This is a genomic window from Micromonospora sp. HUAS YX12, assembly GCF_040215685.1.
Lineage (GTDB): Bacteria > Actinomycetota > Actinomycetes > Mycobacteriales > Micromonosporaceae > Micromonospora > Micromonospora tulbaghiae.
Window position 1 is genome coordinate 2099003 of record NZ_CP157974.1, and the last position, 11486, is coordinate 2110488.

The 11486-nt window shown below is 73.9% G+C and carries 11 protein-coding genes; 5 read left to right on the forward strand and 6 right to left on the reverse strand.

Annotated features, from left to right (window positions below; all coding sequences use genetic code 11):
- The first annotated feature begins 45 nt into the window (after positions 1 to 45).
- A complete protein-coding gene (locus ABIH81_RS10305; RefSeq protein ID WP_349880070.1) occupies positions 46 to 657 on the forward strand; it encodes a histidine phosphatase family protein in 612 nt (203 codons plus the stop codon).
- 7 nt (positions 658 to 664) lie between these two features.
- On the opposite strand, the gene ABIH81_RS10310 is transcribed toward ABIH81_RS10305, so the two are convergent.
- On the reverse strand, positions 665 to 1321 hold the full coding sequence (locus ABIH81_RS10310; protein WP_349880071.1) for a type 1 glutamine amidotransferase domain-containing protein: 657 nt from the start codon (positions 1319 to 1321) through the stop codon (positions 665 to 667).
- A gap of 76 nt (positions 1322 to 1397) precedes the next feature.
- Positions 1398 to 1850: a hypothetical protein gene (locus ABIH81_RS10315; protein ID WP_349880072.1), complete on the reverse strand. Its 453-nt coding sequence runs from the start codon at positions 1848 to 1850 to the stop codon at positions 1398 to 1400.
- 170 nt (positions 1851 to 2020) lie between these two features.
- On the opposite strand from ABIH81_RS10315, the gene ABIH81_RS10320 reads away from it, so the two are divergent.
- Together ABIH81_RS10320 and ABIH81_RS10325 are read left to right on the forward strand one after the other, a co-directional pair.
- Positions 2021 to 4420 carry a M4 family metallopeptidase gene (locus tag ABIH81_RS10320; RefSeq protein ID WP_349880073.1) on the forward strand — a complete coding sequence of 800 codons (2400 nt, stop codon included), beginning with the start codon at positions 2021 to 2023 and terminating at the stop codon, positions 4418 to 4420.
- A gap of 76 nt (positions 4421 to 4496) precedes the next feature.
- Positions 4497 to 5261 (forward strand): enoyl-CoA hydratase/isomerase family protein, encoded by a 765-nt coding sequence (locus ABIH81_RS10325; protein ID WP_349880074.1) that lies wholly within the window; start codon positions 4497 to 4499, stop codon positions 5259 to 5261.
- A 36-nt stretch (positions 5262 to 5297) separates the two neighbouring features.
- Here ABIH81_RS10325 and ABIH81_RS10330 read toward each other — a convergent pair whose 3' ends face one another.
- Entirely contained in the window at positions 5298 to 5849 is a 552-nt protein-coding gene (locus ABIH81_RS10330) for a peroxiredoxin-like family protein (protein ID WP_349880075.1), read from the reverse strand.
- Positions 5850 to 5918: 69 nt separating this feature from the next.
- On the opposite strand from ABIH81_RS10330, the gene ABIH81_RS10335 reads away from it, so the two are divergent.
- Positions 5919 to 6542, forward strand: a complete 624-nt coding sequence (locus ABIH81_RS10335) for a TetR/AcrR family transcriptional regulator C-terminal domain-containing protein (RefSeq protein ID WP_349880076.1) — start codon at positions 5919 to 5921, stop codon at positions 6540 to 6542.
- Here the strand turns inward: ABIH81_RS10335 and ABIH81_RS10340 are convergent.
- The 3 genes from ABIH81_RS10340 to ABIH81_RS10350 form a co-directional block, all read right to left on the reverse strand.
- The gene (locus tag ABIH81_RS10340) at positions 6539 to 7045 is read right to left on the reverse strand and encodes an HNH endonuclease (RefSeq protein WP_349880077.1); all 507 of its coding nucleotides are present in this window, start codon (positions 7043 to 7045) and stop codon (positions 6539 to 6541) included. The genes ABIH81_RS10335 and ABIH81_RS10340 overlap by 4 nt on opposite strands.
- 287 nt (positions 7046 to 7332) lie before the next feature.
- Positions 7333 to 8883: an FAD-dependent oxidoreductase gene (locus ABIH81_RS10345; protein ID WP_349880078.1), complete on the reverse strand. Its 1551-nt coding sequence runs from the start codon at positions 8881 to 8883 to the stop codon at positions 7333 to 7335.
- Positions 8884 to 9080: 197 nt separating this feature from the next.
- Positions 9081 to 9560, reverse strand: a complete 480-nt coding sequence (locus tag ABIH81_RS10350; RefSeq protein ID WP_349880079.1) for an MSMEG_6728 family protein — start codon at positions 9558 to 9560, stop codon at positions 9081 to 9083.
- A gap of 87 nt (positions 9561 to 9647) precedes the next feature.
- On the opposite strand from ABIH81_RS10350, the gene ABIH81_RS10355 reads away from it, so the two are divergent.
- A complete protein-coding gene (locus ABIH81_RS10355) occupies positions 9648 to 11432 on the forward strand; it encodes an NAD-binding protein (protein ID WP_349880080.1) in 1785 nt (594 codons plus the stop codon).
- The last annotated feature ends 54 nt before the right edge of the window (positions 11433 to 11486 follow it).

The window sequence follows — 11486 nt, forward strand, 5'->3', positions numbered from 1 at the left end:
CGCGGCGGCGGGCTAGTCTCGCGGTCCCCGACCCTGGAGGTGCCGATGCCCAGCCGCCTGCTCTACCTGGTCCGTCACGGCGAGCAGGACCGGCCGGAGGAGGAGGCGGACACCGGACTGTCCGAGCGGGGCCGGCGGCAGGCGACGCTGCTGGGCGAGCGACTGCGCGGGGCCGGGCTCACCGCCGTACACCACGGGCCGGCCCGCCGGGCCGCGGAGACCGCCGCGCTGGTCGCGGCGTCGCTGCCGGGTGTCCCGGTACGCGAGGACGATCGGGCCGGCGACCACGTGCCGCACGACACCGACCCGGCCGACCTGCCCGAGCGGTACGCCGAGTTCCTGGCCGGGTTCAGCGAGCGCGAGCGGCGCGACGGGCCGCGCGTGACCGCGGAGTCGGTGGCCCGGTTCGCCACCGTCCCCGCGCAGGGTGACGTACGCGAGCTGGTCGTCACCCACAACTTCCTGGTCGCCTGGCTGGTGCTGAACGCGCTGGAGGCGCCGCCGCACCGCTGGATCGGGCTCAACCACCAGAACTGCGGGCTCACAGTGATCCGCTACAGCTCGGGCGGCCCGCCGACGCTCGTCGCGCTCAACGACGTCGCCCACCTGCCGCCCGAGCTGCGGGCCACCGGCCTGCCCGACGACTACCGGTTCTGACCGGCGCTCAGGCGATCAGCTTCACCACGGCGTCGGCCACGGCGCGGGCGGACTGCGGGTTCTGGCCGGTCACCAGGCGGCCGTCGACCACCACGTGCTCGGTGAAGTCAGGCGCCGGTACGTGCTGCGCGCCCGCCTCGGTGAGCTTGTCGGCGAGCAGGAACGGCACCTCGTCGGTGAGGCCGACGGCCGCCTCCTCGCTGTTGGTGAACCCGGCGACCCGCTTGCCGGTGATCAGCCGTGAGCCGTCGGTGAGGGTGAGGTTCACCAGCGCCGACGGGCCGTGGCAGACGGCGGCCACCACGCCGCCGCGCTCGTGGACCGAGCGGGCGATCCGGGCCAGGTCGGGGTCGTCGGGGAAGTCCCACATGGTGCCGTGGCCGCCGGCGAAGAGGATCACGTCGTACCGCTCCGGGTCGACGTCGGCGGCCTTCGGGGTGTCGGTGACGCCGGCGGTGGCGAGGAAGTCGTTCTGGGTGGTGTCGTTCTCGTCCCGCCCGTCGACGGGCGGTTCACCGCCGGCCACCGACGCCAGGTCGACGTCGTACCCGGCGGCCCGGAACACCTCCCACGGCTCGGCGGCCTCGCCGACGTAGTAGCCGGTCGAGCGGCCGGTGCGGCCCAGCTCGGAGTGACTGGTCAGGGCGATGAGTGCGCGAGTCATGCCGTCCATGCTGGCGCGTTCGCCGGTCCGCCGGCCATAGGCGGACGTCACAGCGGCAGCGGGTTTGAAAGCCGGGTCAGCCGGTGGCGCGGGTGAGCAGCTCGACCACCTCGGCGGTGACGGCCGGCGGCGGGGCGGCGGGCCCGCAGTCCACGTACCCGCTCTCGGCCGGGCCGACGGTGAGCCGGTAGGCGAACCCGTCCGCGCAGGTGTCCGGGCCCTTGGTGTCAGTGGCCTCGGTGGCCAGCCGGGGGTCGGTGGCGAGCTGTCGCAGCCGGGCGAGGTCCGCGTCGGCGAGCCGGCCCTCCTGGGAGGCGCCGGTCCGGTCGGTCTTCGTCCAGTGGCCGTCCGGCCGCACTGTGACGGTGTCCTTCACCCCGGCGATGCCGCCCGACTTCACGAGCACGACCTCGGTGGCGGGCAGCGCGGTGACCTGGGGGAGCGTGGCGGGTGGCGCGTCGGTGCGGGCGCAGCCGGCGAGCGGGACGAGAAGGGCGGCGACGGCCGCCACGGCGGGGGCAGCTCTCATACCGGTTCGGACGCGCGACGGGACCACCCGGTTCCGGCCCACCGGTCCTCCTCATCCGTTCGGTCAATGTCTCCGGCGGGATCTCGCCGGCCTCTTTCACGTTCTTCGATGTATCGCTATATCTACATCAGTGACTACCCCCGTCACAACTTCGCCTTCCAGGAGGGCCCGTGAAAAGATCCGTCGCCGCCGTCAGCGCAGCGCTGCTCACCAGCGGCGTGCTGGCCTGCGTCACCACCTCGGCGCAAGCGGCAGCCCCCAGCGCCCCCAGCCCCGAGACCTCGGCCGCAGCCCGGGCCGCGAGCCTGCTGCGCGCCAACCCCGGCGCCGTCCAGGGCGCCGGTGGTGAGGCCTACCAGGCCGTCCGCACCAAGGTCGACCCCTCCGGGGCGGCGCACACCCGGTACAGCCGGACCTACCAGGGTCTCCGCGTGTACGGCGGGGACTTCGTCATCCACACCGCCCCGAACGGCACCATGACCAGCGCGTCGGTCAGCCTCCACGCCCCGCTGACCCTGAGCACCACCGCGAAGGTCGGCGCGGACGCGGCCAAGGCCAGCGCCCGCAAGACGTTCTCCGGGTCGCTCACCTCGGTCGGCGCGCCGGAGCTGTTCGTCGACGCCAGCAGCGGCACCGGCCGGCTCGCCTGGGAGACCGTCGCGACGGGCTGGAAGGCGGACAAGCAGACGCCGTCGAAGCTGCACGTCATCACCGACGCCACCACCGGCAAGGTGATCGGCTCGTACGACGAGATCGAGACGGTGGCCGGCACCGGCCAGGGCATCTACACCGGCTCGGTCACCATCGACACCACGCTCTCCGGCAGCACGTACCAGATGATCGACCCGGTACGCGGCAACGGCCGTACCTGCGACATGAACAACGGGACCTCCACCTGCACCACGTTCACCGACGCGGACAACGCGTGGGGCAACGGCGCCACCTCGAACCGGCAGTCGGCCGCGGTGGACGCCCACTTCGGCGCCGCCAAGACGTTCGACTACTTCAAGAACGTGCACGGCCGTAACGGCATCTTCGGCAACGGCCAGGGCGTGCCGAGCCGTGTGCACTACGGCAACAACTACGTCAACGCGTTCTGGGACGGTTCCCAGATGACCTACGGCGACGGCTCGGGCAACTCCCGCCCGCTGGTCTCGCTGGACGTGGCCGGGCACGAGATGAGCCACGGCGTCACCGAGGCGCTGGCCGGGCTGGTCTACTCCGGTGAGTCCGGCGGCCTCAACGAGGCCACCAGCGACATCTTCGGCAACATGGTGGAGTTCTACGCCGCCGCGCCGAGCGACCCGGGTGACTACCAGGTCGGCGAGAAGATCAACATCAACGGCAACGGTACGCCGCTGCGCTACATGTACAACCCGTCGCTGGACGGCTCGTCCGACTCCTGCTGGTCCACCAGCACGAAGAACAAGGACGTGCACTACTCCTCCGGCGTGGGCAACCACTTCTTCTTCAACCTCGCCGAGGGCACCGGCGCCACCGCGTACGGCACCTCCCCGGTCTGCGGCTCGGCCCCGGCGGTGACCGGCATCGGCCGCGCCAAGGCGGAGAAGATCTGGTACCGGGCGCTCGACGTGTACTTCACCTCGAACACCTCGTACGTCAACAACAGCAACCCGGCCAACACCGCCCGCGCGTACACCCTGCGGGCCGCGACGGACCTGTACGGCAACTGCTCCACCGAGTACAAGACCGTCCAGGCCGCGTGGACCGCTGTGAACGTGGCCGGCAACGACGCGCCGTGCAGCTCCACCGGCAACGACTTCTCCGTCTCGCTCTCGCCGACCGCCGGGTCGGTGACCGCCGGCGGTTCGGTCTCCGCCACCGTCGCCACGTCCACCACCAGCGGCACCGCGCAGACCGTGACGTTCTCCGCGTCCGGCCTGCCGACCGGCGCCACCGCGTCGTTCAGCCCCGCCTCGGTGACCTCGGGCGGCTCGTCCACGCTCACCATCGCCACCAGCTCCGGCACGCCGACCGGCACCTACTCGGTGACGGTCAGCGGCAGCGCGGCGTCCGGCGTGAAGTCCGCCACGTACTCGCTGACGGTGACCGGCACCGGCGGCGGCTGCACCGGCGCGGGCCAGAAGCTCGGCAACCCGGGCTTCGAGTCCGGCAACACCGTCTGGGCCTCCACCTCCGGCGTGATCGGCCAGTACGGCTCGCAGGGCCAGCCGACCCGCACCGGCACCTGGAACGCCTGGCTGAACGGCTACGGCACCACCCGCACCGACACGCTGTCGCAGTCGGTGAGCCTGCCGACCGGCTGCTCCGCGTACACCTTCTCGTTCTGGCTGCACATCGACTCGGCCGAGACCACCAGCAGCGTCCAGTACGACAAGCTGAACGTGCAGCTGCTCAACTCGTCCGGCTCGGTGCTGGCCACGCTGGCGACCTACTCGAACCTGAACAAGGCCAGCGGCTACAGCCAGAAGTCGTTCTCCCTGGCGGCGTACGCCGGGCAGACCGTCACGCTGAAGTTCACCGGCACCGAGGACAGCTCGCTGCAGACCTCGTTCGTGCTCGACGACACCGCTGTCAACGTCTCCTGACCTGACCGCCCGACCCCGGGGCCCGGCGGCCACCCCCCGCGGGTGGCCGCCGGGCCCCGCCCGTTACGGTCGCACCATGTCCGACGCGGAACTGACCGTCACCCTGGACGGCCCGGTGGCCACTGTCGTCATCCACAACCCGGCCCGGCGCAACGCCATGACCCCGGCCATGTGGCGGCAGCTCCCGGTGCTGCTCGACGGCCTGGAGGCCGACCCGGCGGTACGGGTGCTGGTGCTCACCGGCGCGGGCGGCACGTTCTGCGCCGGCGCCGACCTGGGCGACCTGGACGAGCTGCTGGCAGCCGGTGACGGCAGCATCGCGGTGGCCGCCGAGGAGCGGCTCGCCGCGTTCGGCCGCCCCACCGTCGCCGCGATCGAGGGTGCCTGCGTGGGCGGCGGCTGCCAGCTCGCCGTCGCCTGCGACCTGCGCCTGGCCGCGGCTGATGCCCGGTTCGGCGTACCCCCGGCCCGGCTCGGCCTGGTCTACCCGGCGCCGACCACCCGGCGGCTGGCCGCGCTGGTCGGACCGTCCGCGGCGAAGCACCTGCTGTTCACGAGCGAGCTGGTCGACGCCGAGCGGGCGCTGCGGATCGGCCTGGTGGACGAGGTGCTGCCGGCCGGGGAGCTGACCGGGCGGGTGTCGGCGCTGACCGCCACCATCGCCGAGCGGTCCCGGCTCACAGTGACCGCCGCCAAGGAGATCGTCGACGGGCGTGCCGACGCCGACCGCCTCGCCTGGTGGCACGCCCAGGTGCGGGACAGCGGCGAGGCCCGCGAGGGGGTGGCGGCGATCAACGAGCGCCGCCCGCCGCGCTTCGGCTGGACCCCGCCCGCCGTCTGACCGGACGGCCGACAGCCGCGAACGCACGGTTCGCGGTCACCGTGCGGCGCGGTACGCGCTGACGTGGGCCAGCAACTCGTCCACCGACCACTGGTCGGAGGCGTGTTCGCCGTGCTTCGCGGCGAGCACCCGCCCGTCGGAGGCGATCAGGAAGTCGGCCGGCAGCCCGAGCCGGCCGCCGTGCGGCGTGCGGGACGGCAGCCGCTCCCGGCCGCGCAGGACGTGCCAGGTGCCGGTCACCACGGCACGCAGGATCGGCAGCCAGGCGCGCGGGTCGAGCAGCGACCGCCGCGCCGACTCCACCCCGAACTCCCGGTAGAGCCGCCGGTCCGGATCGGCCACCACGGCGAACGGCAGGTCGGCGACGTGCTCGCGCAGTTCGTCGGCAGGGGAGTGGAAGAGCACCACCTCGCGTACGCCGGCGGCCTCGATCTCGGCGTGCCGGCGGACGATCGAGCGCAGGTGGAGGTTGCAGACCGGGCAGCCGGCGAAGCGACGGAACTGGAGGTGCACCAGGCGGTCCGGGTCCGGCAGGGCGATCCCGGTGCCGGTCACGCTGGTCAGGTGGCGAGGGGTGACGGCGTCCATGCGTGCTCCCGTTGTAGGCGTACGACGTACTCCTACAACCGTAGGCGTATCTTGTACGCTGTCAAGGCCATGCCCCGTCCTCGTTCCCTGACCCCCGCCCAGCTCGCCGACGCGGCACTCGCGGTGCTCGACCGGGACGGCCTCGCCGGCCTCACCATGCGCGCGGTCGGCGCGCAGCTCGGCACCAGCACGATGGGCCTCTACCGCTACGTCGCCGACCGCGACGAACTGGAGGCGCTCGTCGTCGAGCGCGTCCTCGACCGGGTGGACACGCGCCCGCCGCTCGACGTCCCGTGGCCGGACGGCGTCCGGGAGCTGGCCGACCGGGTACGCCGCGCGGTCGGCGCCCACCCGGCCGTCGTCCCGTTGCTGCCCACGCACCGGCACCGCTCACCGGCGATCCTGCGCTGGGGCGAGGCGGTGCTCGCGGTGCTGACCCGGGCCGGCTTCACCGGAACCGGGCGGGTGGTCGCGTTCCGCGCCCTGCTCGGCTACATGGTCGGCGCGATCCAGATGGAACATCTCGGCGCGCTGGCCGGGCCCGGCACGGCTGTCATCGCGGCGCTGCCCCGCGACGAGTTCCCCCTGCTCGCCGAGACCGCGCGCGAGGCCGGCACGGTCGGACCGGAGGACGAGTTCGGCGGCGGGCTGGACCTTCTGCTCGACGGGCTGGCCCGGCGTCTCGACACCTAGGAGATGGTGGGGCCGGCGGGCGCGGCGCCGGGGCGTACCCCGGCACCGCCCCCTGTGCCCGCCGGCCGTCCGTCACCGCGCCAGCGCGGCGTCACCGGTTCCCGCCGCAGCGGCATGCCCGCCTCGGCCGGGGTCCGGTCGCCCTTGCGCTGGTTGCACGCGTAGCAGGCGGCGGTGGTGTTCCCCCAGATGTTCCGGCCACCGCGCGAGCGGGGCAGGATGTGGTCGATCGTGCTCGCCGCGCCGTCGCAGTAGGCGCACCGCCGCCGGTCGCGCGCCAGCACCCCGGCCCGGGACCAGGCCGGGCCGGCGCTGAACCGCCAGCGGGTCACCACGTACCGGACGAGGCGGACCACCCGCGGCAGCGGGAAGACGCCGATCACCCGGTCGGGCTCGGCCTCGTGGATCTCGGCGACCCGGCGGCAGAGCATCCGGATCGCGTGCTTGACGGTGACCCGGTGCAGCGGGCCGAGGTCGGCGTTGACGACGAGGACGGCGTCCACCGGGTTCTCCCTTCACGATCGGCGGTACGGCGACGAAAAAGCCGCCCGGTCCACGGGACCGGGCGGCGACGACGGGGACGCGCGGCGCGCGTCAGTCGTGCCCTCCGGGCCAGGGACCGTGTTCCCGGCAGCCGTCACCGAGCAGCCACGACGTCGTCGTGGTGGCGGATCGTGGCGACATGGACGGCTCCCGGAGCGGTGGTTGACCTTGCGCGCTCACGGTAGATCGATCCGGGAATCGTGGGCAACGCATTTCGATCCGTCGTCGGCGGGCCCGTGTCACCGGATCAGTCGGAAGGGAGCTTCGAAGGGGTGCGCCCGGCGAGCAGGCCGCGTGGACGGATCGAGCGGACCGGCTCGGCCGCCGCCCCCTCGGCACGCAGGATGTGGTTCGCGGCGATGATCCCGGTGGCCGCCGACCGTTCCATCAGCGCGCTCGGGAACTCGGTGCGGATGCCGTCCCCGGCCAGGTAGAGGCCCGGCGCGTCGGTGCGTACCCCGGGACGCCAGGCGTGGCTGCCCGGCGTGAACGCGGGCGCCTGCGCCTCGACGCGGGCGCGCAGCTCGCGTACCCGCAGGCCGGCCACCTCCGGCCAGAGCGCGGTCAGCTCCCGCAGCATCCGGGCCGCCAGCTCGTCGGCCGGCACGTCCGGCTCGCAGGCGTACGCGTGCAGCTCCACCACCGAGCCGCCGGTCCGCCCGGCCCAGCGGCGGGGTTCGTCCTCCAGCCGGTGGTAGAGCGTCACCGAGTCCAGCGTGGGCTGCCGGGAGACGCCGCTGAACACCGCGCGGTCGGCCCGGACGTCCCCGTCCATCCAGTAGCGCGCCACCGCGTACGGCGGGCCGGGCCGGCCGAACGCGGGCATCCGCGCCACCAGCTCGGGCGCCGCCGCGGCCAGGCCGGGGGAGGCGTCGACCAGCGCGGCGAGCGCGGGCGGGTCCACCGCGAGCACCACGTGCGGCGCCTCCCAGGCGTCACCGTCGGCGCCGGTCACCCGCCACCCCGCCGGAGTACGGTCCAGCCGGGCCGCCGCCGCGCCGGTCAGCACCCGGCCGCCGTGTTTCTCCACGTACCGGGTCAGCGGCTCCCAGATCGCCGTGCCGTAGTCCCGGTCCGGGCAGTCGAAGGCCAGCCCTTCGGGGTTGCCGAGCAGGTAGAAGTGGAACTGCGCGATCATCTCGGCGGCCGACATCTCCGCCTCGTGGTTGAAGAACGAGTGCGAGAAGACCTCGAACAGCATGGCCCGCGCCCGGTCCGGCAGCCGCAGCGAGGTGAGCAGCTCGTCGGCGGTCCGCCGGTCGAACTCCTCGTAGGTGCGTACCGGGTCGTAGGTGAGCAGCGGCAGCGCGGCGTCCCGGTCCATCGCGCGCAGGTCGGCCAGGCGCAGGCTGGGGCTGCGCAGCAGCAGCGCCAGCAGGTTGGCCGGCGGCGCGGGCGGCAGCTTGCCGAACTCCTCGGTGGGCCACTGCCCGGACAGGATCGGGTAGCCCGGGATCGGCTTGAGGAAGCCCAGCGCCGGGTCGGCCCGGCGCAGGATCGACCGCCAGTTCCAGTACTGCCGGAAGAACGCGTGGAAGCCGTGCTCGTTGCGCTGGACGCCGTCGGGCAGCTCCTCCGGCCAGGCGCCGAGCCGTCCGCCGAGGTGCGGCGCCGCCTCCAGCACCGTCACCGCCACGCCGCGCTCGGCCAGCACCACAGCCGCCGACATGCCGGCGATGCCGCCGCCGACCACGAGCGCCGGGACCGGTCGCGGCACGCGGTCGGCGCCCCCGCCGCCCGGGTCCACCACGTGCTCGCGTACGCCGATCAGGCGACCTACCACTTGCGACAGACCCACGGGGCATCCTCCAGTCGGCGCTGCTCACAGTCTGCCCGAGGTGAAAGGAAGGGGCCCCTTTTAACGCATACGGATGTGCGGGGCCCCTTCTTAACGCCGCGTCGCTCCCGCGCCGGGTGCTGCCGCGTGGGTGGGCGGGGCCACGTGTTAACAAGGGGCCCTTCCTCTACCGGAGGCGTTAACAAGGGGCCCTTCCTTCACGGCAGGCAGCGGCGCGGGCGGTCCGACGGCGGCCAGACGTACTCCAGGTCCGGGGAGACGTCGGTGAACAGCTGTGCATAGTGGACCGGATCCTTGCGCAGCAGCGACGACCGGTGGCTGCGGTGCAGGTCGTCGCGGCCCAGCCAGGGCGGCAGCTCACCGGCCGCGGCCAGCTCGTCCTGGGTGCGGATCACCGAGATGCCGCAGGCGGCCGCGAGATCGGTGGCGAGCGTGCCGGCGCAGGTGTCGGCCCGGCCCGGCTCGCACCAGACCGCGCACATGTCCAGCCCGTACCGGGTCAGCGCCTCCTCGTACCCGGCCCACATCTTCACCGCGGGGTGGTTGCGCCAGCCGTAGTCCGGCCGGGTCAGCCCGCGCAGCACCTGGATCGCCTCCACGCGCTGCTTGCCCAGCCGCTTCTGGTCCAGCGTGCGCGCGCTGGCCAGGAAGTCCGGATACGGCAGGAACGTCTGCATGCCGGTGCTCTACCCGTACCCGGCCCCGACATGCGTCCATGATCGCCGGGGCTGCGCACATCGCGAGCGGCTGACTACGATCCGGACATGGCCGAGCCACTGCGCGACCGCGCGCGCCGCGCGACCGGCTGGCGGCTCCGGATGAACGGTGACGAACGCCCCCACTACGTGATCTGCGGCTCCGACCCGCTCGCGTACTGGGTGGTCCGGTCGCTGCTCGCCACCGACAGCGCCGACGGCCGGGTGCGGGTCACGCTCGTGGTGCCGGGCCGCCGCCGGTCCGAGGGCCCCGACGGGCGGGACGTGCCGGGGGTACGGGTGGTCACGGCGGAGCGGCTCGACGAGGCCGCTTTCCGCCGGGCCGGGCTGGCCGGCGCGGCCGGGCTGGCCCTGCTGAACCAGGACGACGTGGGCAACATGCACGCCGCGCTCTGCGCCCAGGAGGTCGAGTCGCGGCTGCGCCTGGTGGTGCGGATGTTCAACACCAACCTGGCGGACGGGCTGCGGCAGCTCTTCCCCGACTCGGCGGTGCTCTCCGACGCCTCGATCGCCGCCCCCGCCTTCGTCGCCGCCGCGCTGGGCGAGGTGGCGCCGACCCACTTCCGGCACGCCGGGCGCACGCTCTACGTGGCCCGCCGCGACGACGTACGCCCGCAGGACGTGGTCTGCGGGCTGGCCGTCACCACCGATCCGGACCTGGTCCGGGTGCTGCCCGCGGACGAGGCGGCGGCCGACGTGGTGCTGGCCGAGGCGACCGGGCGGCCGGCGGGCACCGAGGTCGCCGCGCGGCGGCTGGTGCGGGCGCGGCGGCGCCGGCAGCCGGTCGCCGTTCTGCTGCGCGCGGTCCGCCACTTCGCCACCCGCAAGATCGGCATCGCGGTGCTGGTGCTGCTCGGGGTGATCGCGGCGCTGGGCTGGCTCAACGCCCGGGCCGCCGACGTGAGCTGGAGCGAGGCGGTCTACCTGACGCTGGTCACCACGCTCACCGGCCAGGATCCGGACGTCGACAAGCCGGTCGCGGCCCAGGTGATGCAGGTGGTGCTCAACCTGGCCGGGCTGGCGCTGATCCCGCTGATCACGGCCGCGGTGGTCGACGGCGTCGTCAACGCCCGGCTGGCGCTGCACGCGGGCCGGGTGCAGCCGGACCGCGCCGGGCACGTGGTGATGGTCGGGCTGGGCAACATCGGCACCCGGGTGATGGCGCAGTTGCACGACTTCGGCGTCGAGGTGGTGGCGATCGACAAGAACCCGGACGCTCGTGGCGCCGCGCTGGCGCGCCGGCTGGGCGTGCCGCTGATCGTGGGCGACGCGGGCCGGGAGGAGACGCTCCGGTCCGCGTCGGTGGACACCTGCCAGGCACTCGTGGTGGTCTCCACCGACGACGGGACGAACCTGCGGGCCGCGCTGATCGCCCGGTCCCTCGACCCGGACCTGCGCGTGGTGCTGCGGCTGTTCGACGGCGACTTCGCCGAGCGGATCCAGCAGGCGTTCGGCATCGGCATCTCGCGCAGCGTGTCCTATCTGGCCGCGCCGGCGTTCGCGGCGGCCCTGCTCGATCGCGCTGTGGTCGCCACCATCCCGGTCGACCGGCACGCGCTGCTGGTCACCGAGGTGCCGGTGGTGGCCGGTTCGCCGCTGGACGGGAGCCCGCTGAGCGCGGTGCCCCGGCCCGGCGAGGTACGCCTGCTCGCGCACACCCGCCCGAACCAGAAGGCCGACTGGTCGGCCGATCCGCGCATGGTGATCCAGGCCGGTGACCGGCTGACGGTGGTGGCCCGGCGCGCCGGGCTGACCGCGCTGCTCCGGGAGACCACGCCCGCGCCACCGCCGCCGCCCACCGGCCCGCCCGCCGCGCGCCGCCCGCAGGAGTGACCGGACAGGCGTGGGGTGAAGGTCGCGGTGCCGCCGGCGGCATTGCGCCGGCGG

Excerpts from the sequence above, each read along its gene's own strand:
- ABIH81_RS10335 (WP_349880076.1), top strand. The coding sequence starts at position 5,919 with ATGCCCCGTCCTCGTTCCCTGACCCCCGCCCAGCTCGCCGACGCGGCA.
- ABIH81_RS10330 (WP_349880075.1), bottom strand. The coding sequence starts at position 5,849 with ATGGACGCCGTCACCCCTCGCCACCTGACCAGCGTGACCGGCACCGGG.
- ABIH81_RS10325 (WP_349880074.1), top strand. The coding sequence starts at position 4,497 with ATGTCCGACGCGGAACTGACCGTCACCCTGGACGGCCCGGTGGCCACT.
- ABIH81_RS10305 (WP_349880070.1), top strand. The coding sequence starts at position 46 with ATGCCCAGCCGCCTGCTCTACCTGGTCCGTCACGGCGAGCAGGACCGG.
- ABIH81_RS10315 (WP_349880072.1), bottom strand. The coding sequence starts at position 1,850 with ATGAGAGCTGCCCCCGCCGTGGCGGCCGTCGCCGCCCTTCTCGTCCCG.
- ABIH81_RS10310 (WP_349880071.1), bottom strand. The coding sequence starts at position 1,321 with ATGACTCGCGCACTCATCGCCCTGACCAGTCACTCCGAGCTGGGCCGC.
- ABIH81_RS10350 (WP_349880079.1), bottom strand. The coding sequence starts at position 9,560 with ATGCAGACGTTCCTGCCGTATCCGGACTTCCTGGCCAGCGCGCGCACG.
- ABIH81_RS10355 (WP_349880080.1), top strand. The coding sequence starts at position 9,648 with ATGGCCGAGCCACTGCGCGACCGCGCGCGCCGCGCGACCGGCTGGCGG.